The sequence below is a fragment of the Aeromonas sp. 55A genome, assembly GCF_051919665.1.
GTDB classification, from domain to species: domain Bacteria; phylum Pseudomonadota; class Gammaproteobacteria; order Enterobacterales; family Aeromonadaceae; genus Aeromonas; species Aeromonas veronii.
Genome location: NZ_JBQBEH010000008.1, coordinates 2,959,843 through 2,980,116, shown reverse-complemented (window position 1 = coordinate 2,980,116; position 20,274 = coordinate 2,959,843). Strand labels below are relative to the sequence as shown.

At 62.4% G+C, this 20,274-nt stretch carries 14 protein-coding genes and 1 pseudogene; 10 read left to right on the top strand and 5 right to left on the bottom strand.

Features of this window, described 5'->3' with window-relative positions:
* Window positions 1–28: 28 nt before the first annotated feature.
* Window positions 29–1,305, bottom strand: a pseudogene (locus ACTG2G_RS17860) (NAD(P)/FAD-dependent oxidoreductase).
* A 45-nt stretch (window positions 1,306–1,350) separates the two neighbouring features.
* Entirely contained in the window at window positions 1,351–1,953 is a 603-nt protein-coding gene (puuR, locus tag ACTG2G_RS17855; protein ID WP_429214508.1) for an HTH-type transcriptional regulator PuuR, read from the bottom strand.
* Between the two features lie 413 nt (window positions 1,954–2,366).
* On the opposite strand from puuR, the gene ACTG2G_RS17850 reads away from it, so the two are divergent.
* From ACTG2G_RS17850 to ACTG2G_RS17830, 5 genes are all read left to right on the top strand, one after another.
* Entirely contained in the window at window positions 2,367–3,830 is a 1,464-nt protein-coding gene (locus tag ACTG2G_RS17850) for an NAD-dependent succinate-semialdehyde dehydrogenase (RefSeq protein ID WP_439985712.1), read from the top strand.
* A 124-nt stretch (window positions 3,831–3,954) separates the two neighbouring features.
* A complete protein-coding gene (gabT, locus tag ACTG2G_RS17845; RefSeq protein WP_421171739.1) occupies window positions 3,955–5,244 on the top strand; it encodes a 4-aminobutyrate--2-oxoglutarate transaminase in 1,290 nt (429 codons plus the stop codon).
* A 367-nt stretch (window positions 5,245–5,611) separates the two neighbouring features.
* On the top strand, window positions 5,612–6,961 hold the full coding sequence (locus ACTG2G_RS17840; protein WP_216954322.1) for an APC family permease: 1,350 nt from the start codon (window positions 5,612–5,614) through the stop codon (window positions 6,959–6,961).
* Window positions 6,962–7,607: 646 nt separating this feature from the next.
* On the top strand, window positions 7,608–7,748 hold the full coding sequence (locus ACTG2G_RS17835; RefSeq protein ID WP_005338239.1) for a hypothetical protein: 141 nt from the start codon (window positions 7,608–7,610) through the stop codon (window positions 7,746–7,748).
* On the top strand, window positions 7,748–9,094 hold the full coding sequence (locus ACTG2G_RS17830) for an APC family permease (RefSeq protein WP_021230506.1): 1,347 nt from the start codon (window positions 7,748–7,750) through the stop codon (window positions 9,092–9,094). Before ACTG2G_RS17835 ends, ACTG2G_RS17830 begins: the two co-directional genes overlap by 1 nt.
* A 94-nt stretch (window positions 9,095–9,188) precedes the next feature.
* On the opposite strand, the gene ACTG2G_RS17825 is transcribed toward ACTG2G_RS17830, so the two are convergent.
* The gene (locus tag ACTG2G_RS17825; RefSeq protein ID WP_227342259.1) at window positions 9,189–9,563 is read right to left on the bottom strand and encodes a hypothetical protein; all 375 of its coding nucleotides are present in this window, start codon (window positions 9,561–9,563) and stop codon (window positions 9,189–9,191) included.
* 250 nt (window positions 9,564–9,813) lie between these two features.
* Between ACTG2G_RS17825 and ACTG2G_RS17820 the strand changes: the two genes are divergently transcribed.
* Both ACTG2G_RS17820 and ACTG2G_RS17815 read left to right on the top strand, forming a co-directional pair.
* Complete coding sequence (locus tag ACTG2G_RS17820) at window positions 9,814–10,962, top strand: Na/Pi cotransporter family protein (protein ID WP_429205309.1); 1,149 nt, start codon at window positions 9,814–9,816, stop codon at window positions 10,960–10,962.
* Between the two features lie 174 nt (window positions 10,963–11,136).
* Window positions 11,137–11,607 carry an FKBP-type peptidyl-prolyl cis-trans isomerase gene (locus tag ACTG2G_RS17815; protein WP_005347462.1) on the top strand — a complete coding sequence of 157 codons (471 nt, stop codon included), beginning with the start codon at window positions 11,137–11,139 and terminating at the stop codon, window positions 11,605–11,607.
* Window positions 11,608–11,671: 64 nt separating this feature from the next.
* On the opposite strand, the gene ggt is transcribed toward ACTG2G_RS17815, so the two are convergent.
* Window positions 11,672–13,453, bottom strand: a complete 1,782-nt coding sequence (gene ggt / locus ACTG2G_RS17810) for a gamma-glutamyltransferase (protein ID WP_429205311.1) — start codon at window positions 13,451–13,453, stop codon at window positions 11,672–11,674.
* Between the two features lie 191 nt (window positions 13,454–13,644).
* Window positions 13,645–14,556 carry a recombination-associated protein RdgC gene (gene rdgC / locus ACTG2G_RS17805; protein WP_005350107.1) on the bottom strand — a complete coding sequence of 304 codons (912 nt, stop codon included), beginning with the start codon at window positions 14,554–14,556 and terminating at the stop codon, window positions 13,645–13,647.
* 179 nt (window positions 14,557–14,735) lie between these two features.
* On the opposite strand from rdgC, the gene ACTG2G_RS17800 reads away from it, so the two are divergent.
* The 3 genes from ACTG2G_RS17800 (at window position 14,736) to ACTG2G_RS17790 (ending at window position 20,243) form a co-directional block, all read left to right on the top strand.
* Entirely contained in the window at window positions 14,736–15,164 is a 429-nt protein-coding gene (locus ACTG2G_RS17800) for a GNAT family N-acetyltransferase (protein WP_216978334.1), read from the top strand.
* 103 nt (window positions 15,165–15,267) lie between these two features.
* Window positions 15,268–16,494: an exonuclease SbcCD subunit D C-terminal domain-containing protein gene (locus ACTG2G_RS17795; protein WP_439985711.1), complete on the top strand. Its 1,227-nt coding sequence runs from the start codon at window positions 15,268–15,270 to the stop codon at window positions 16,492–16,494.
* Window positions 16,491–20,243, top strand: a complete 3,753-nt coding sequence (locus ACTG2G_RS17790) for an AAA family ATPase (protein ID WP_439985710.1) — start codon at window positions 16,491–16,493, stop codon at window positions 20,241–20,243. Before ACTG2G_RS17795 ends, ACTG2G_RS17790 begins: the two co-directional genes overlap by 4 nt.
* The last annotated feature ends 31 nt before the right edge of the window (window positions 20,244–20,274 follow it).

Here is a 20,274-nt window from a genome sequence, read left to right as displayed (position 1 = left end):
CCAGCCCACATTTCTCGCTGGGCAGCTCTTATACCCCCAACCGGTCGCGCAGGGTGTACCAGGCGGCGCCCGCGGCGGTAAAGGGAATACGGAAGAGGCGGCCACCCGGGAAGGGGTAGTGCGGCAGTTTGGCAAAAGCATCGAAGCGCTCCGCCTGACCGCTCAGCACCTCTGAGAGCAGCTTGCCCGCCAGATGGGTACAGGTGACGCCGTGGCCGCTGTAGCCCTGCATGTAGTAGATGTTGGGGCCGATGCGACCAAACTGCGGCAGCCGCGACAGGGTGAGCAGGAAGTTGCCGGTCCAGGTGTACTCCACCTTGACGTCGGCCAGTTGCGGGAAGGTCTTGAGCATCTTGGGGATGATCAGCCGCTCGATATCCGCCGGATCCCGCGCCCCATAGACCACACCGCCGCCATAGAGCAGCCGGTGATCGCCGGAGGTACGGTAGTAGTCGAGCAGGTAGTTGCAATCCTCCAGACAGTAGTTTTGCGGCAAGAGTGACCGGGCCCGCTCCTCTCCCAGCACCTCGGTGGCGATCACCTGGGTGCCACAGGGCATGCTCTTGCTGGCCAGTTCCGGCACCAGATTACCGAGGTAGGCATTGCCCGCCACCACCACAAAGCGCGCCTTCACAGCCCCCTTGGCGGTCTTGACCAAGGCTGGCTGCCCCGGGGTGATACTGGTGACGGCGGATTGTTCGAAGATCTGCCCCCCTGGATGCGGATGGCTTCAGCCTCCCCCAACGCCAGATTGAGGGGGTGAATATGGCCGCCACTCTTGTCGAGCAGGGCGCCGACGTAGCGATCGCTCGCGACCACCTCGCGCACCCCCTTGGCATCGAGCAGCTCCAGCTGGTCGTTGCCCCACTTCTGCCAGCGGGCGTATTGGGATTTGAGCTCGTGCAGCTGCTTCTCGGTCTCGGCGGCAAAGACGCCCCCCTCCTGCAGATCGCACTGGATGTTGTAGCGCTTGATCCGCTCGCGGATGATCTGGCCCCCCTCAAACAACATGGAACCGAGCAGCATGGCCTGATCCGGCGGGCAGTTCGCTTCTATGGTGTCGATGTCGCGGCTGTAGGAGTTGACGATCTGGCCGCCGTTGCGGCCGCTGGCGCCAAAGCCGACCCGGGCAGCCTCCAGCACCACCACCTTGTAGCCCTTCTCCACCAGATGCAGGGCGCTGGATAGGCCGGTATAGCCCGCCCCGATGACGCAGACATCGCACTCCAGCTGCTCGGTCAATGTCGGGTAGGGCGCGTGTTTATTAGCACTGGCTGCGTAGTAACTGTTTACATGTTCGGTCATGATCCCTGTTTCCTTACCGGTTCTGTTGCCAAACTACTGTCAGGATTAAAAGCTCGCCGGGGTGTGGGCGCTGACGATGCGACAGATCTGCCCCGACGGATTGCTGAAACTGTGGGGCTCGCCGGTGTCGATCACATAGCTGTCGCCCGCCTCCAGCTGATAACTCTGGCCCGCCACCGTCAGGATCACCGACCCCTCCAGCACGGTGCCGACCTCCTCCCCCTGATGAGTCACCTGACCGCCGGTGTCGGTGCCGGGGGGATAGGTCTCCAGCATAAAGCCGAGCTGGCGGCGGTTGTTGCCGTTGTGCACCAGCTTGAGGGAGACCCCCTGACTGCCCAGCTCGATCAGCTGATCAGCCTTGATCACCACCTCCGGAGTGCGGCTCTCCTCCTCGGCGAAGAAGCGCGACAGCGGCAGGCCGTAGATGGTGAGCAGCTTTTGCAGGGAGGCGACCGAGGGACTCACCTTGTCCTGCTCGATCATGCAGATGGCGCCATGAGTCAGGCCGCTCAACTCGGCCGCTCGCCGCTGGGAGAGCCCCAGCTGATGGCGCACCGCCGCCAGCCGTTCCCCCATGGTGCGCGCCCCGGCGTCAGCCACACTCAACGGTCGAGCCACGCCTTCCCGGCTCTGTGGCCCGCTCATGAAAGGCCCCCTGCTGCGCTATGTCTGCATCCTTGCATCATCAGCCTCTCCTGATTGCGCGTGATCGCATCGGATCAGGCGCTGCCTGTTTACCCTGCTGGTTAAAATAGCCAACCAGCTTTCCCTTGCCGTTCACTATGTTACACAGCACAGCCGTTCATTATTTTGCACACCTGATTTACCATCCCCCGGTCGTCTGCCCACTTGCAGCCTGCCAGCGAACCGGAGAAAGCGCGCTACACAGCCCATTTTCTAGCATGGCGCCCCCCAGCAATTCAAATATATTTAACACTTGAAAAACATTTCAGCTCAAATTATGGTCTTCCTGTGCTTATTATTTTATACGGCAGCGGCGCAGGAAGGGTCGGCTCACTCCGGCAACCAGCTGCTCTGACCCACACTCGAGGCTTCTCATGTCAGGAACAACATCCCACTCCAGCTTGATCACATCCCGCGCCTATATAGATGGACAGTGGTGCGAGGCCGCCAGCGGCCGCACCTTCGAGGTCACCAACCCCGCCAGCGGGGCCGTCATTACCCAGGTGCCCGACCTGGATGCCGAGGATACCCGCCGCGCCATCGCGGCCGCCCACGCGGCGCAACCCGCCTGGGCTGCGCTGACCGCCAAGGAGCGCAGCAACAAGCTCTACGCCTGGTTTGCCGCCATCACAGCCCATAGCGACGAGCTGGCGCGCATCATGACCTGCGAGCAGGGCAAGCCGCTGGCGGAAGCCAAGGGCGAGGTGGCCTATGGCGCCAGCTTTATCCAGTGGTTCGCCGAGGAGGGCAAGCGCGCCTACGGCCGCACCATCCCGGGTTTTAGCGGCGATCGCCGGCTGGCCACCATCAAGCAGCCGGTCGGGGTAGTCGCCGCCATCACTCCGTGGAACTTCCCCATTGCCATGATCACCCGCAAGGCGGGCCCTGCGCTGGCAGCGGGTTGCACCATCGTCATCAAACCCGCCGCAGAAACGCCGCTCTGCGCGCTGGCGCTGGCGGTGTTGGCCGAGCAGGCGGGCATCCCCGCCGGTGTCATCAATATCGTCACCAGCCATCAGGCGAACGCGGTGGGCAACGAGCTGTGCAGCAATCCGGTGGTGCGCAAGCTCTCCTTCACCGGCTCCACCCGCATCGGCAAGCTGCTGATGCGCCAATGCGCCGACACCATGAAAAAGCTGTCGCTGGAGCTGGGCGGTAACGCCCCCTTTATCGTCTTTGACGACGCCGACCTCGACGCCGCCGTGGCCGGGGCACTCGCCTCCAAATACCGCAACGCCGGGCAAACCTGCGTCTGTGCCAACCGCATTCTGGTGCAGGCCAGTGTCTATGACGCCTTCGCCGAGAAGCTGACCGCTGCCGTCAGAGCCTTCAAGGTGGGAGATGGTATGGCGGAGGGCACCCAGATCGGCCCGCTTATCAACCCGGCTGCCGCCAGCAAGGTGGCCGAGTTGGTGCAGCAATCAGTCGCCGCCGGTGCCGAAGTGCTGCAGGGGGGCGAAGCCCACCCCGCCGGCCCCCTCTTCTACCAACCCACCATTTTGGGCAAGGTGGATAAAACCAACCCCATCCTGCAGGAGGAGATCTTCGGCCCGGTCGCCCCGCTGGTGCGCTTCGAGACGGAAGCTGAAGCCATCGCGCTGGCTAACGATACCCCTTATGGGCTCGCCGCCTACTTCTATGGCCGCGATATCGCCCGTGTCTGGCGCGTCGCCGAGCAGCTTGAATACGGCATGGTCGGCATCAACGAGGGGATCATTTCAACTGAGCTGGCTCCCTTCGGCGGCATCAAGGAGTCAGGTCTGGGCCGGGAAGGGGCCGCCGAGGGGCTGGAGGAGTATCTGGAGACCAAATATCTCTGCTTTGGCGCCATTCGCTAGGGCAGTAAAACAGAGACGACAGGCCGCCGATCTGGCCCGATGGGCTGTTCGGCGGTAATGGGCGCCAGATCGCCCACCACATTTTCAGGGAATATCCGGGGCTGCGGCCCCTCAGGGAGGAAAGATGAGTCAGTCAGAATCAAACAAGGCGTGGCAAGCACGCCGTGAAGCGGCCGTGGTCAACGGCGTCGGCACCCTGCTGCCGGTCTTTATCGACCGTGCGCAAAATGCCGAGCTGTGGGATGTGGAGGGCAACCGCTACATCGACTTTGCCTCCGGCATCGCCGTGCTCAACACCGGCCACAACCACCCGAAGGTGGTGGCGGCGGTGCGCGAGCAGCTGGAAAAATTCAGCCACACCTGCTTTCAGGTCACCCCTTACCCGGGCTATATCGAGCTTGCCGAAAAGCTCAACGCCCTGGTGCCCGGCCCGACCCCGAAACGCACCCTGTTTCTCTCCACCGGTGCCGAGGCAGTCGAGAACGCCATCAAGATCGCCCGCGCCCATACCGGTCGCAGCGGCACCATCGCTTTCAAGGGGGGCTTTCACGGCCGCACCATGATGGGGATGGCGCTCACCGGCAAGGTGGTCCCCTACAAGACCGGCTTTGGCCCCTTCCCGGGTGAGGTCTACCACATCCCCTTCCCCGCCGACTATCTGGGGGTAAGTGAAGAGGATGCCCTGTACGCCCTCGATCTCTGCTTCAGCGCCGACATCGAACCCTCCCGCGTTGCCGCCATCATCATCGAGCCGGTACAGGGAGAAGGTGGCTTCTATCCTGCCTCCGCGAGCTTTATGCAAAAGCTGCGCAGCATCTGCGATCAGCACGGCATTCTGCTCATCTGTGACGAGATCCAGAGCGGCTTCTGCCGCACCGGCAAGACCTTCGCCACCGAGTATGCCGGCATCGAGCCGGACATCATGACCCTGGCCAAGAGTCTGGCGGGGGGCTTCCCGCTCTCTGCAGTAGTCGGCAAGGCAGAGATCATGAACGCCGCCAAGCCGGGGGGCCTGGGTGGCACCTATGCCGGTTCCCCCATTGCCTGCGCCGCCGCGCTGGCGGTGTTGCAGGTGATCGAAGAGGAGCAGCTCAACCAGAAGGCCCAGGCGCAAGGTGAGCAGATCAAGGCGGGACTGGAACGCATAGCCGAGCGTTTTGACTGCATAGGTCAAATTCGTGGACCCGGAGCCATGGTGGCCATGGAACTGGTGAAACAACGTGATGCCAGCCGGCCCGATCCCGACCTCACCAAACGTCTGGTGACCGAGGCGGGCAAACGCGGTCTGATCCTGCTCTCATGCGGGGTGCGCGCAAATGTCATCCGTTTTCTCGCCCCCCTGACCGCCCCTGCGGCAGTGATTGACGAAGGGTTGCGACTCCTTGAAAAATCGCTGGAGGCCGTGCTGGACTGACCAGCAGGAAAGCAATCGCTAACCTGTGCAAAAAAATGCAGTTTCGCCCCCCTTTTTTACTTGTCAAGGGGGCCCTGCAAATGCACAATGCGCCGCCACTGCAAGGACCGGTATCACCACATCTCACCGGTCCTTTTTTGTGCAGCGAACAAACCCATAAACGAGGCCGGATCACCCCCGGAAAAGATAGCGAGATTGGCAGCAATCTCCCGACACCACATTCTGTGAGGAACAACATGGGGCATCTCTATGCTTTCCTGCCGGCTCTGACCGGCGCGCGCCACCCCGGCGCCCTTGATTTCCGGGCCTCTCTCCCGGTTTCGTTGATGGAGTGTGCCGCCCTGGCACCGCGTGAGGAACAGGCATGATGAACGCCCAACCGGTTGGTCTGAAAAAGACCCTGAAACTGTGGCAGGTCGTGGTCATGGGTCTTGCCTACCTCACTCCCATGGCGGTATTCGATACCTTCGGCATCGTCACCGAAATTACCGAAGGCCATGTGCCGACCGCCTACCTCTTTGCCCTCATCGGCATGTTGTTCACAGCCCTGAGCTACGGCCATCTGGTACGCAAGTTCCCGTCGGCAGGCTCCGCCTATACCTATGCCCAGAAGGTGTTTCACCCCTATGTCGGCTTTATGGTGGGCTGGACCTCCCTGCTCGACTATATGTTCATGCCGATGATCAACATGCTGCTGGCCAAGATCTATCTGCAGGCTCTCTTCCCCGAGGTGGAGCCCTGGACCTATATCTTCGGACTGGCCGCGGTGATGACCATACTCAACCTGCGCGGCATCAAGCTGGTGGCCAACTTCAACAGCCTGATCGTCATCATGCAGTTCAGTATTATCGCCGTCTTCATCGGCCTGATCGCCTGGGGCGTCCACAACGGTGAAGGGTTGGGGACCGTGGCCAGCAGCCGTCCCTTCTTCTCCGAGCAGATCAACATCTCGCCGTTGTTGATGGGTGCCTCCATCCTCTGTCTGTCGTTCCTCGGCTTTGATGCCATCAGCACCCTGTCGGAAGAGACCCCGGACGCGGATCGGGTGATCCCCCGCGCCATCGTGCTGACGGCGCTGATCGGCGGTGTGCTGTTTGTCAGCACGTCCTACTTCCTGCAGCTCTACTTCCCGGACATCTCCCGCTTCAAGCAACCGGATGCAGTCCTGCCGGAGATCGCTCTCTATGTCGGTGGCAAACTGTTCCAGGCGGTGGTACTGGTCTGCACTACGGTGGCGGTGCTGGCCTCGGGACTCGCCTCTCACGCCGGGGTGTCGCGCCTGCTTTATGTAATGGGTCGTGATCGCGCTCTGCCGAGTCGCTTCTTCTCCTATGTGCATCCGAAGTGGCAGACCCCGGCATGCAATGTGCTGCTGGTCGGTCTGCTGGCCCTCTCCGCGGTATCGTTCGATCTCGAGATGGCACTGGCACTGATCAACTTTGGCGCCCTGGTGGCCTTCACCTTCGTCAATCTGGCGGTGATTGCCCACTTCTATGTGAAGCTAGGCCGCAACAAGTGTCTCAAGGATCACCTGATGTACCTGCTGCTGCCGCTCTGTGGCGCCGCCTGCATCGGGGTGTTGTGGCTCAATCTGGAACCCGCCTCCTTCGAGCTGGGGCTGATCTGGGCGGCGCTGGGTGCCATCTACCTGTTCCTGCGCCTCACCGTGTTCCGCATCCCGCTACAACCTGCTGACAAGGTGGAGATCGCCCAGTAATCGCGGCTCAACCATACCGCCATACAAAACAAGGAGCCTGCGGGCTCCTTGTTGTTTTTGCGGCGAGCTGGTTGCCAGAAACGCGGTTTCTGCAGGAAGTGTGACTGATTTCAAATAACTACCCAGCCGGACCGCTCGCCGTGCCATGGCCCGAGCCGCGTCGCCTCCTATCATTAGTCACTAATGTGAATGGATATGCAATCACTCTTTTTCCATTTCACCCCCTCCCATCCCCCGCCAGCCGATAAGATCGCAGGACTCGAGCACGGGGGAACGCCGGCAAATATGATCAGGATCAATGTTGAGGCGCTATGCACCCTGCAGCCCCGATTTGCCGACTTTTCATACGTTACGACAGGGTTCTCTTCCCCCCGAAAAGGGGGGAGCGGCTCGGGGACGGCTGCCGGGGGCGAGTGACCACTTACCCGCCCCCTGCGTATGCAAAAAAATGCGTTAATCCGCCCTTTTTTGCTTGTCAAGGGGGCTGACCGAATGCACAATACGCCGCCAATAAAGGACCGATGTTCACTGCGACATCGGTTTTTCTATTTTGAAGTGCAGTACAAACCCACCACAAGAGGCCGGAACATTTCCGGAAGTGATATCCGAGATTGCCAAACAATCTCCCGACGTTGAGAGGATAACAATGGGGCGTTTTAATGCTTTCCTGCCGGTACAGCCCGGTATGCGCCTCCCCGGCGCCCTTGATGTACAGGCTTGCGAATCCATCGTATCCCTGCGCTCGTTGCAAGCACGTGCTGCGGCACTGATTGAGGAGAAAGCGTAATGGCATCGCAAAACGCCAAGCTGCTCAAGACCCTTACCCTGACACAAGTGATTGTGATGGGTCTGGCCTATCTGACCCCCATGGCTGTCTTCGACACCTTCGCCATCGTCGGTGACATCACCGATGGCCGGGTCGCCACCGCCTATCTGCTGGCTCTGGGTGGCATCCTGCTCACCGCTTTCAGCTACGGTCATCTGGTACGCAAGTTCCCCTCTGCGGGCTCTGCCTATACCTATGCCCAGAAGGTGTTCAACCCCTACGTCGGTTTCATGGTCGGCTGGTCATCCCTGCTCGACTACATGTTCATGCCGATGATCAACATTCTGCTGGCCAAGATCTACCTGACCGCCATGTTCCCGGGCGTCGAGCCCTGGGTGTTCATCTTCGGTCTGGTGACCGTGATGACCTTCCTGAACCTGCGCGGCATCAATCTGGTGGCCAACTTCAACGGTCTGATCGTGGTGATCCAGCTGGCCATCATCACCCTCTTTATCGGCCTGATGGCATGGGGCATCTACCACGGTGAAGGGGCTGGCACCCTGATGAGCAGCCGTCCGTTCCACTTCGAGTCAGCACAGCTGGTACCGCTCTTTACCGGTGCCACCATCCTCTGCTTCTCGTTCCTGGGCTTTGACGGTCTGAGCTCCCTCTCCGAAGAGACCCCGAACGCTGGCAAGGTGATCCCCAAAGCGATCGTGCTGACTGCCCTTATCGGCGGCATCATCTTCGTGGTGGTCTCTTACTGCCTGCAGCTCTACTTCCCGAGCCTCGCCCGCTTCCAGCATCCGGATGCAGTACTGCCGGAGATCGCCCTCTACGTTGGCGGCACCTTCTTCCAGTCCGTAGTGCTGGTCTGCACCACGGTCGCGGTACTGGCCTCCGGCATGGCGGCTCACGCCGGTGTGTCGCGCATCCTCTACGTGATGGGTCGTGACCGCATGATCCCGGAGCGGGTATTTGGCTACATCCACCCGAAATACCGTACTCCGGCTATCAACGTGCTGATGGTGGGCGGTCTGGCCCTCTCCGCCGTGTCGTTTGATCTGGATACCGCGCTGGCGCTGGTCAACTTCGGCGCACTGGTGGCCTTCAGCTTCGTCAACCTGTCGGTGATCGGTCAGTTCTGGGTGCGCGAGAAGCGCAACAAGACCCTCAAGGATCACGTCATCTACCTGTTGATGCCGTTGCTCGGCGCCGCCACCATAGGTGCTCTGTGGATCAACCTGGAGCAGAGCTCGCTGGAGCTGGGCCTGATCTGGGCGGGCCTCGGCGCAACCTATCTGTTCCTGCGTCTGGCGGTGTTCCGCATCCCGTTCCGCCAGTACGAAGAGGCGGCTGACGCCTGATCCTTTGCGGATAATGGATAGACAGAAGGGGAGCCATGGCTCCCCTTTTTGCTGCCGGTCTGTGGCCGGTCACACGGGCTTGGGCCCGGTCTGCTTACTGCTTATCCAGTACGGCGGTCGCCGCAGCCTTGAGCGGATCGCGAGCGATGCTCTTGGCATCCTGCTCCGCCTTGTGCAGCTGCTGGTTTGCCTTGTCCATCTTCTGCTGCATACCGTTGCCGCTCTCCTTGAGGTCGGCACGCTTCTCGCCCAGCAGGTCGTTGCGGCCTTTTTGCACCTCAGCTTTCACCTTCTCTTTCTCCTGCTTCACCAGCTTGCTGGTATCACAGTTGCCCTTGACTCCCAGAGTGGCATTCACCGCTTCGTTTTTGAGGGCCTTGTCGAGGTTGCAGTCGGTTTTCAACAGGCTGGCCTGTGCCCCTGCCGAGAGCAGCCCCAGCGACAGAGAGAGGATCCATGCACGCATCATCTTGTTTACTCCTGCTTGCCAATAAAGGGGCGCAGTGTAGCGATCACATTCCGGCTGACAAGGCGGCAGTGCTTTCGTCCCCCCCTTTTGCCACCCCAGAGCCAACCGGCTCGGTCAGCGCCTGTCGCCGCAGTTCGTCGTCATAAAAACATCATCGAAATGTCACGTTGTCATATTTCTGTCATTAACCACTGATTAAATGCGCGGGTCATCAACAACCCAAGACGGAACGACCGTCTCAAGAGGCTTTATGCAACACCATCACTCCTTGTCACAGCCGCCCGCGACCCGCGCCCTGTTCAACTGGATGAGTGTCATCGTACTGGTCTACCTGATCCTGGTTGCCGTGGGCGCCATCTCCCACGGCTTCAAAGATTTCTCCGGCGGCGCCGAGGGCGCAGCCCAGATCTTCGCCTTTGCCAACAACCCCTTTGTCGCCCTGCTGCTGGGTATTCTCGCTACCGCGCTGGTGCAATCCTCCAGCACCGTCACCTCGGTGATCGTCGGTCTGGTGGCTGGCGGCCTGCCCATCAGCATGGCCATCCCCATGGTGATGGGTGCCAACCTCGGCACCACCATCACCAACACCATCGTCTCCATGGGCCATGTGCGGGATCGCGCCGAGTTCCGCCGCGCCTTCGCCGCCGCCACCGTGCACGACTTCTTCAACCTGCTGGCGGTGTTCATCTTCCTGCCGCTGGAGCTGATGTTCGGCCTGCTGCAACACAGCGCCGAGTGGCTGGCCAACCTGCTGGTAGGCTCCGCCAACATGTCGATGAAGGGCATGGACTTCATGAAGCCGCTGACCGCACCGGCCCAGCAGCTGATTGACAGCGCCGTCGCCTTCCTGCCGGGCAAGGGTGCCGCCATCGCCACTATCGTCATCGGTATCCTGCTGATCCTCGCCTGCGTCACTTATCTCGGCAAAGTGCTGCAACAGGTACTGGTTGGCCGTGCCAAAGAGGTGCTGCACAAGGCGCTGGGCCGTGGCCCGCTGACCGGCATCACCTCCGGTGCGCTGGTGACCATCATGGTGCAGTCCTCCTCCACCACTACCAGCCTGATGATCCCGCTGGCCGGCGGCGGCGTGTTCAGCACCCGTCAGCTCTACCCCTTCACTCTGGGGGCCAATATCGGGACCACCATTACCGCCCTGCTGGCTGCCACCGCCATCAGTGGAGCCGGTGCCCAGCTGGCCCTGACCATCGCGCTGGTCCACGTGCTGTTCAACCTCTTTGCCGTGGTCACCATCTATGGCATCCCCTTCCTGCGCGACCTGCCGGTGCGCGCCGCCGAGGGGCTGGCCCGGGTAGGCAGCGAGAACAAGCTGCTGGCTCTGGGTTATGTAACGGGTCTCTTCTTCGCCCTGCCCGCCCTGATGATGGTGGCCGCCAAGTAAGCGCAGCTGCCATGAAAAGGGGCGAGTCAGCGACTCGCCCCTTTTTGCGTCCAGCTCGCCGGGCTTTGCCTGCCCGCTCACATCCTCCCGCCCTGTGGCTCGCCATCAGGGGCGGTGCGCGATAAGATGGCGTCCTCATTGCACTTTTTACATTTCATGGAACAGGAAAAACCGATGAAATTCATACTGATCGCGCTGCTCATCGCCGGTGTGGCCTACTACTTCTACTCCAGCAGCAACAACAAGAAGCTGGCGGCTGACAACGTGCGGATTGGCGCCGAGTTCCTCGCCAGCAACAAGGAGAAGCCGCTGGTAACCACCACCGCCTCCGGCCTGCAGTACGAAGTGCTGACCCCGGGCACCGGCACCGTTCACCCCACCGCCACCAGCAAGGTGAAGGTGCATTACGAGGGCAAGCTGCTGGACGGCACCGTCTTTGACAGCTCGGTCGCCCGTGGCGAGCCCATCGAGTTTGGCCTCAATCAGGTGATCGCTGGCTGGACCGAAGGGGTACAGCTGATGGTGGAAGGTGAGAAGACCCGTTTCTACATCCCCGCCAACCTCGCCTACGGCGACCGCGCCGCTGGCAAAATCCCGCCGGGATCAGTCCTGATCTTCGACGTGGAGCTGCTGGGTATCCAGTAAGCGCTCCGTCACGCTCCATCAACAACAAGGCCAGCATCATGCTGGCCTTGTTGCTATGGGAATCTCACTCCCCCTTGGCGATCCCTTCCCGGCGCGGATCCGCAGCGCCAAACCAGCCGCCAGCGTTGCGCTCAACCCCCTGCAGGCCGGAGGTCTGCTCGTTCAATACCACCTCGTGTCCCCTCTCCTTCAATCCCTCGACCACCGACATGGGGGTGCGTCCCGCTTCCAGCTCGGTGGGGCCGTTGCGGCTGCCAAAGTTGGGCAGGTTGATGGCCTGTTGCAGGTTCAGGCCCCAATCCTGAGTACCGAGCAGGGTCTTGCCCACATAGTTGATGATGGCGGAGCCCCCCGGCGAGCCCAGCGTCATGGTCAGCTCGCCGCTTGGCTTGTCAAACACCAGCAGCGGTGACATGGAGGAGCGGGGCCGCTTGCCCGGCTCCACCCGGTTTGCCACCGGCAGACCGGCGGCATCCACCGAGGTGAAGGAGAAATCGGTGAGCTGGTTGTTGAGCAGGTAGCCGTTGACCATCTGACGCGATCCGAAACCATCCTCGATGGAGCTGGTCATGGAGATGGCCATCCCCGCCTTGTCGACGATCGAGACATGGCTGGTAGAGGGGAGTTCCGGGGTCGCATCCTTGCCGCGCGCCAGCGCCAGTGGAGGCGTACCGGGCTTGGCAACCCCCATGGAGTGCTGACCGACAAGCTTGCCGCGCTCGGCCAGATAGCCCTTGTCCAGCAACCCCTGCACCGGCACGCTGACAAAATCGCTGTCGGCGACGTACTGGTTGCGATCGGCGAAGGCCAGACGCGCCGCTTCGCTGTAGAGGTGGATAGCCTCGCTGGAGGCAGCCAGTCCCCCCTCCTTCGTGGTGATCGGCTTGAGGGCCGCCATATCACGGCTCTCCAGCATGCCGAAAATCTGGCCGAGCGCCAGAGTGCCGGACGAGGGAGTGGGGAAACCGCAGATCTTGCTCTGGCGATAGTCAAAGCAGAGGCCATCCCGCAGTTTGGCCTGATAGCTGGCCAGATCGGTGGCCGCCAGTACCCCGGGATTGGTGGGATGCTGGCGAACCTTGGCCACCATGGCATCCGCCAGCGGCCCCTGATAGAAGGCATCCACCCCCTCTGTGGCCAGAGTGCGCAACACCCTGGCCAGCGCCGGGTTGGTCAGCCGGGTGCCCGCCGTTTTGGGGCTGCCATCCGTCTGATAGAAATAGGCTCGCGCCTGCGGATCCCGTGCCAGATAGGGATCCTTGGCCAGCAATGTGGCCAGCCGTGGACTTATTACAAATCCTTGTTCTGCCAGCGTGATGGCGGGCTCGAACAGCGCAGCCCAGGGCAACTTGCCATAACGCTGATGGGCCAGTGCCAGAGCGCGCAGGGTGCCGGGAACGCCGACCGAGCGGCCCCCGACCACCCCGTCATAAAACGCCAGCGGCTTGCCATCTTGCATAAACAGCTGGTCGGTGGCGGCAGCCGGCGCCGTCTCGCGGCCATCCACCGCACTCACCTTGCGGCCATCCCACACCAGCAGCAGCGTCCCGCCACCGATCCCGGAAGATTGCGGCTCCACCAGCGTCAGCACCAGCTGCACCGCAATGGCGGCATCGACAGCACTGCCACCGGCCTTGATGATCTGGTAGCCCGCATCCACCGCCAGCGGGTTGGCGGCCGCCACCATGAAGTCATGGCCCTGCCAGCCCTGTTTGTCGGTCCAGCCACTGGCGGCTTCTGGCGCGATCAGGGTCTGGGCTGGCGGGGTGTAGTGAAAGCCGTTGTCACTGGCACAACCGGCCAGCAGGGCAAGGGCGACAGCCAGCCCCAGAGGTTTGCGCAACATGACACTCTCCTTGTCTGTTTTATGACCATGAAGGGGGACTATGTCACGATTGGCGCTGACAGCTCAAGTTATTGAGCAAGATCAATATCTTACTCATCTATCAATAATGGCAATCCGCAATAGATATAAAAAAACCGCCCGAAGGCGGTTTTTACGATGGGATGGCAGAGGCCAAACAGGCGCAAGTCCGGTTAGATGGACTGCTCTTCGCCACCCAGGGCAGCAAACAGCGCCGGGATAAACTGGGACAGCTCGGAGGTCACCAGCGCGAAGTCCGCATCCAGACGGGCGGCCGGATCTTCGCTGGTGACATCGTCGTTCTGCTCGCGCAGCTCTTCGCTGAATTTCAGGCGTTTGATGGAGAGATCATCCCCCAGCACGAAGCTGACGGTCTCGCCCCAGTTGAGGGCCAGCTTGGTCACCAGCTTGTCGTTGGCCAGGTGGTTCTTGATTTCATCCGTCATCAGATCCTGCTGCTTGCAGCGGATGATGCCGCCGTGCTCCATGGCACTGCGCAGCTCGGCTTCGTCTTCCAGAGTGAAGGAGGCTGGCAGATTGCCCTCGTTCAGCCACTCGGTCATGGTGATCTCGGGCGGGTTCTTGAGGGCCACCGGCACCACCGGCAGGGAGCCGATGGATTTGCGCAGCAGCGCCAGCAGATCGTCCGCCTTCTTGGCAGAACCTGCATCCACCACCATCAAATTGTCGGCCGGATTGATCCAGGCGAAGGTCTGGCTGGTACGACTGAAGGCACGGGGCAGCAGGGTGTGGAGGATCTCCTCTTTCAGCGCTTCCTTCTCTTTCTTCTTGAGGGCGCGTCCCTGTTCGAACTCGATCGCTTCTACCTTCTCGGCCAGCATCTCCTTGACCACGGTGCCGGGGAGCATCTTCTCCTCTTTGCGGGCGCAGATGAGGATGTGGCCGGAGGCAGAGTGGGTCAGGGTTGAGCCGAATTTGCCAAGGGGCTTGACCCACCCGAAACGGGAGATGTCCTGACTGCCGCAAGGGGTGAAGGCACAGGCTTCCAGCTGGGTTTCCAGCTGATCCACGGTCAGGTCAAAGGGGCGGGTAAAGCGATAAATCTGCAGGTTTTTAAACCACATGGCGTCCTCGGTCTCTAGATTGTCCGGCGGGCATTGTACTAGAGAGGCGCTTTGTGATCAGCCAATCATTCTCGCTAAATAAAGGGCGATCGACCTCACAGGGTCTCATTTATATCACCTGAACGGCCGTCAAGTTCCCCTAGACTGCGAGTGTACAAGTTGTTACCAAGGATGGATTTATGTTGCGGCCCAGTCGCCCGGAAGATATGGAAGAGATCGTCGAAATCTGGCTGCTGGCCTCCCTGCAGGCCCACGATTTCGTCGATGCCTCCTGCTGGTGGCAGGCCCAGGAGGATCTGCGTACCCGCTATCTCGATCGTGCCGCCATCTGGGTGTTCGAGGAGCGCGGCGATCTGCTCGGCTTTATGGCGCTGGTGGACAACTATCTCGCCGCCCTCTTTGTGCGTCCCGACCGTCAGGGTCGCGGTGTCGGCCACGCCCTGCTGCAGGAGGCCAAGCGTCAGGGGGCGTCGCTCTACGCCCGGGTCTTCGTCGAGAACGATCAGGCGGTACGTTTCTATCGTCGCCACGGTTTCGTCATCAAGGGTGAAGAGTCCGATCCTCTCACCGGTCACCCCCAGTACAAGATGTGCTGCGAACCCGCATGAACTGATGACAGACCGCTGTTTTACTTGAAAAAAGCACGGGGCATCCTCATCTTGTCTCCATCGGGTGCCATAGGCATCGTCCCTGCAACCGGGCTGCTTTCCAATGAAAATCCTCCATACCGCCGACTGGCATCTTGGCCATCAACTCCATGGTCATGACCGCCGTTTTGAACACGATGCCTTCCTCGACTGGCTAAGCGACACCCTCAAGGCGCGCGAGATCGACGCCCTGTTGGTAGCGGGCGATCTGTTTGATACCGCCAATCCGCCCGCCAGCGCCTGGCAACAACTCTACCGTTTTCTGGCGCGGCTGCGCGCCGAGATGCCCCACCTCAACATGGTGCTGATCGGCGGCAACCACGACTCTCCCTCCAAGCTCGATGCCCCCCACGAGCTGCTGCGCGCCTTTGATCTGCATCTGGTGGGCAGCATCAGTCGCGACAGTGAGGGCAAGCTCGAGACCGACCGCCTGCTGGTAGCGCTGCAAGACAAGGAGGGCAACATTGCCGCCTGGTGCGCCGCCGTGCCGTTCCTGCGCAGCAGCGACTTGCGGGTGGAGCCGTTGGAAGAAGGGCAGGACCGGCTGATCGAAGGGGTACGCCAAATCTACGCCGAGGTATTGGCCGAAGGGCGCGCCCGCTGCGGGGAGGGTCTGCCGCTCATCGCCATGGGCCATGCCTATCTGGCGGCGGGCCAGCTCTCGGAGCTGTCGGAGCGGCGGGTGCTCGGCGGCAACCAACACGCACTGCCTGCCGAACTCTTTGCCGGTGCCGACTACACGGCGCTCGGCCACCTCCATCTGGCCCAGAGCCCGGCCGAGGGGGTGCACTACAGCGGCTCGCCGCTGCCGCTTTCGCTGGCCGAAGCCAACTACAACCATCAGGTGCTGGAAGTGACCTTTTCAGAGGGGAAACTGGCCGGGCTGGAGCGGATCCCTGTACCCCGCGCGGTGGAGATGATCCGCCTGCCCCAGAGCAGCCTCGACGACGCACTCCAAGCCATCGCATCGCTCGAGCTGCCTGCTTGTCCACAAGAGGCACAACCCTTCCTCGAAGTGCGGCTGCTGCTGCCCAAGCCAGAAGCGCGCATCCGCGAGCGCATTCTCGCCGCAATCGCAGACAAACCGGTGCGTCTGGCCCGCATCAGCACCCAGTATCAGGGCTCGGGCGAAGGGCTGGCCGATGGTCGCGAGCGGCGCAGGCTCGATGAGCTCTCCCCCACCGAGGTGTTTCGCCTCTGCTATCAGCGCCAGTTCGAGGGGGAACCCGAAGCACAACTGGTCGCCTCGTTTGAAGAGATCCTGGAGCAGGTGAAGGAGTCAAACCAATGAAAATCTTGTCTCTGTCAGGTGAGAATCTGGCCAGTCTGACCGGCCCCTTCACCATCGACTTTACCAGGGGGGCGCTCGGCGCCGCCGGTCTGTTTGCCATCACCGGCAACACTGGCGCGGGCAAGAGCACATTGCTCGACGCCATTTGTCTGGCCCTCTACGACGAGATGCCGCGCTTTATTGCCAATCGCAAGAACGTGGCCGAAGTGGGCCGCATGGATGACGAAGAGAAGCTCAAGGCCAACGACGTGCGTGGCATCCTCAGTCGCGGCCACGCCAGCGGCTTTGCCGAGGTGCAGTTTCGTGGCTGCGATGGCCGCATTTGGCTGGCCCGCTGGGCGGTGCGCCGGGCGCGAAACCGCTCGGAGGGGCGTTTTCAGGCGCAGGAGCGAACCCTGACCGATGTGGAGTCAGGGCAGGTTTTCTCCGGCAGCAAGCGGGAGCTGCAGGATCGCATCGACGAGCTGGTGGGTCTCTCCTGGGAGCAGTTCCGCCGCGCGGTGATCCTGCCGCAGGGGGAATTTGCCGCCTTCCTCAAATCGGATGCCAACGAGCGCTCCGCCCTGCTCGAACGGATGACCGGCACCGAGCTCTACTCCGCCATCTCCATCCAGACCTATGAACGGGCACGGGAAGAGCAGCAGAAGCTGGCCACCATCGCCCAGCGCCTCGGCGATGTGGCGCTGATGGACGAGGCCACCCGCGAACAGTGGGTAAGCCAGCAGGTAAGCCTCTCCACCACCCTCAAACACGAGCAGCAACAGCAGCAGCTGATGCAGGACTTGCGCGACCTCAACAGCCGTATTGCCGCCCAGCTGCAGGGCTGCGCCGAGGGACAGGCGGCGCTCGATGCCGCCCTGCAGGCCCACGGCGCCGCGGCCCCCGAGCGCGAGGAGTTTGCACGTGCCGAACAGGCCCAAGTAGCCCGCGCCGATCACGACGAGCTGGCCCGCCTCACCCTTGAGGTGCAGCAGCAGGAGAAGGTGATCGCCGAGCTGGGCCCAGAGCTGGCCAAGCTCGAGGAGCAGACCCAGCAGAGCGCGCTGACCGAACAGCAGTTGCTGGCGGAGAAGATTGCCGCCGAGCGGGAGTGGGGCGCCCTGCAACCCGAACTCAAGCGGGCGCAGGAGCTCGATACCCGCATCCGGGAAAAAGTGCAGCAGTTGCAGAAGATCCAGCAGGAGGGGGCGCAGGAGCGAGAAGTGCAACTCACCCTCGAGCAGGGCTGGCGCGAGCAGAGCAGACAGGTGGAGCTGCTCAAGCAGCAGCACCAGCAGTGGGGCCTTTGGCTCGAAGAGCACAAGGAGCTGGCACCGGTGGCCCGCCAGTGGCAGCCCCTGCTCACCGCCATGCAGGATTGGGCCGAGGATGCCGACAAGCTGCAACAGCTGCTCACCCTGCGGGATCACAAGCTGCGCGCCCTGCAACAGTTGCAGCGCCAACTGGAGCAAGGTCAGCAGGAGCGCGACTACTGGCAACATGAACAAGACAGGCTGCAACAGCAACAGAACGAGCTGCAGGAGCAACAGTGGGAGAGCCGCCTCGCCAAGGCGCAGGAGCAGTGGCAGCAGCAGACCGAACAGCTGGGTCAGCTGCGTCAGCTGCTGGAGCTGGCCGATTATGGCCGCAACCACGGCGAGCAACATGGCCGCTTGCAGCAGGAGATTGCCCAGCTGGAGCAGGCGCTGGGCAAGCTCGCCACCCTAAGCGAAGAGCTGGCACCGGCCCGCGAGCGGCTCGCCCTGCAGCGGGATGAGGCGCGCCACGCGCTGGAGCAGTCCCGCGCTATCGCCAGCTTCGAGCAGTATCGCCATATCCTGAGCGATGGCGAACCTTGCCCGCTGTGCGGTTCCGGGGAGCACCCCTACAGCCAGAGCCAGCCCCAGGTGGCGGGGATCCTGGCTCAGCTGGCGGAGCGGGTCAGAAGCCTCGAACTCGAATGGGAGCAGCTCAACCATCAGTACATTCAGTGCGAGAGCGAGCGTCAGGAGCTGGCCCGCCAGCTGGCGGTGCGTCAGCAACATCTGCCGGAGCTGGAAACCCGCGCCGAGCAGCTGACCCAGCGCTGGCAACAGCTGGGGGGCGATACCCTGCTCGACCATCCGCTGCCGCTGCGCCAGAGCCCCATTGAGTGGAACGAGCTGATGAGCACATTGCTTGGCCGTGGCCAGGCGCTGGAGCAGGGGTTGGCCCAGAGCCAGCAGCAGCTGCGTCAGGCCCAGCTTGGTCAGCAACAGCTGCAAGGGGTGCGTCAGCAACTGAGCCAACTGGCTGCCCAGCACCAGCAGTTTGACCAGCAGTGGCAGGAGGCCGATCGCCAGCGCATCGCGCTGGAAGGGGAAGTGAAGGGGATGGGCGAGCAGGAGGCGACCCTGCGCCAGCGCCTTGAGCAAGGCGCCCACCGCCTCGACGAGCAGATGGGCGGCCAACCGTGGCGCCAGTGGCTCGGCAGCCAGCAGTGGCACGAGTGGCAGCGAGCCTGCGAAGCCTGGCTGCACGGCCAGAGCGAGTGGGAGCGGCTGGCCAGCGAGATCGCCAGCCTCACCCCCGCCCTGAGTGCGCAGGAGGCACGCCTGCAGACCCAGCGCGAGCTGCTGCACAAACTCGAGCGGGACTACAAGGAGCACGAACAGCAGCGTCAGGGGCTGCTCACCAGCCGTGCCGCCTGTCTGGGTGGCGAGGAGATCCCGCTGGTCGAGAGCCGCTGGCAGCAACGACTGCAACAACTCGCCAGCGAACTGGAGCTGATGCAAAGCGGCGGCCGTGCTCTGCGGGAGCGGCAGACTGAACTCAAGACCCGCCTCACCCATGTGGAGCAGGAAAAGCAGACCAGCAGCCGCCGCAAGCGGGAGGTGCTGGGGCGCTGGGCTGCCCACGCCAGCACCCTTGGCATTGCCGAGTACGACCTTCGCCGCCTGCTCGCCATCAGCCCCGATGAACTCAAGGCTCGCCGCTCTGCCCTGCAAGGGCTGGAAGATGCCCTTGGTGAAGCGCGTACCCGCCTTGCCGAGCGGCAACGGGCGCTGGCGCTGGAGGAGAGCAAGCGGGATCGCTATCGCGAGCACCATCCCGAGCTGGCCGCCCTGCCGGATGCAGAGCTGAGCGAGCAGCTGACGGCGCTCGATGCCCGTTGTCGCGCCCTTGAAGAGCAGCTGTTCGAGTGCAAGAGCAAGCTGGCACAGGCCGAAGCCGCAGCGCTCAAGGCGGGCAGCCTGCAACAGGAACTGGCCGCCCAGCAGGCGGTGGCCGACCACTGGCAGCAGCTGTGCGATCTGATCGGGCAGGCCAACGGCGCCAAGTTCCGCACCTTCGCCCAGAGCCTCACCCTCGAGCGTCTGCTGCTGGAGGCCAACGCCCAGCTCGCCGAGCTCTCGCCCCGCTACCGACTGGAGCGGGTGCCCGGCACCGATCTGGCGCTGCAGGTGGTGGATCTCGATATGGGGGACGAGGTGCGCTCGGTGGACTCTCTCTCCGGCGGCGAGAGTTTTCTGGTGTCGCTGGCGCTGGCGCTGGCCCTCTCCAGCCTCTCGTCACGCCAGACCCAGGTCGAGTCGCTGTTTATTGACGAAGGGTTCGGCACCCTCGATCCGGACAGTCTGGATCTGGCGCTCGCCAGCCTCGACTCCCTGCAGGCCGCCGGTCGCCAGATCGGGGTCATCTCCCACGTCCAGACGCTGGTAGAACGGATTGGCGTGCAGATCAGAGTCGAAGCCCTCGGCGGCGGCGAGAGCCGGGTAGTGGTCCCCTGAGTAGCATCAGCTCAATCACCACTACCATCGG

Coding starts and splice junctions, on each gene's coding strand:
- ACTG2G_RS17790 (WP_439985710.1), top strand. CDS start 16,491: ATGAAAATCTTGTCTCTGTCAGGTGAGAATCTGGCCAGTCTGACCGGC.
- ACTG2G_RS17840 (WP_216954322.1), top strand. CDS start 5,612: ATGAACGCCCAACCGGTTGGTCTGAAAAAGACCCTGAAACTGTGGCAG.
- ACTG2G_RS17820 (WP_429205309.1), top strand. CDS start 9,814: ATGCAACACCATCACTCCTTGTCACAGCCGCCCGCGACCCGCGCCCTG.
- puuR (WP_429214508.1), bottom strand. CDS start 1,953: ATGAGCGGGCCACAGAGCCGGGAAGGCGTGGCTCGACCGTTGAGTGTG.
- ACTG2G_RS17835 (WP_005338239.1), top strand. CDS start 7,608: ATGGGGCGTTTTAATGCTTTCCTGCCGGTACAGCCCGGTATGCGCCTC.
- ggt (WP_429205311.1), bottom strand. CDS start 13,453: ATGTTGCGCAAACCTCTGGGGCTGGCTGTCGCCCTTGCCCTGCTGGCC.
- ACTG2G_RS17850 (WP_439985712.1), top strand. CDS start 2,367: ATGTCAGGAACAACATCCCACTCCAGCTTGATCACATCCCGCGCCTAT.
- ACTG2G_RS17825 (WP_227342259.1), bottom strand. CDS start 9,563: ATGATGCGTGCATGGATCCTCTCTCTGTCGCTGGGGCTGCTCTCGGCA.
- ACTG2G_RS17815 (WP_005347462.1), top strand. CDS start 11,137: ATGAAATTCATACTGATCGCGCTGCTCATCGCCGGTGTGGCCTACTAC.
- ACTG2G_RS17800 (WP_216978334.1), top strand. CDS start 14,736: ATGTTGCGGCCCAGTCGCCCGGAAGATATGGAAGAGATCGTCGAAATC.
- ACTG2G_RS17795 (WP_439985711.1), top strand. CDS start 15,268: ATGAAAATCCTCCATACCGCCGACTGGCATCTTGGCCATCAACTCCAT.
- rdgC (WP_005350107.1), bottom strand. CDS start 14,556: ATGTGGTTTAAAAACCTGCAGATTTATCGCTTTACCCGCCCCTTTGAC.
- gabT (WP_421171739.1), top strand. CDS start 3,955: ATGAGTCAGTCAGAATCAAACAAGGCGTGGCAAGCACGCCGTGAAGCG.
- ACTG2G_RS17830 (WP_021230506.1), top strand. CDS start 7,748: ATGGCATCGCAAAACGCCAAGCTGCTCAAGACCCTTACCCTGACACAA.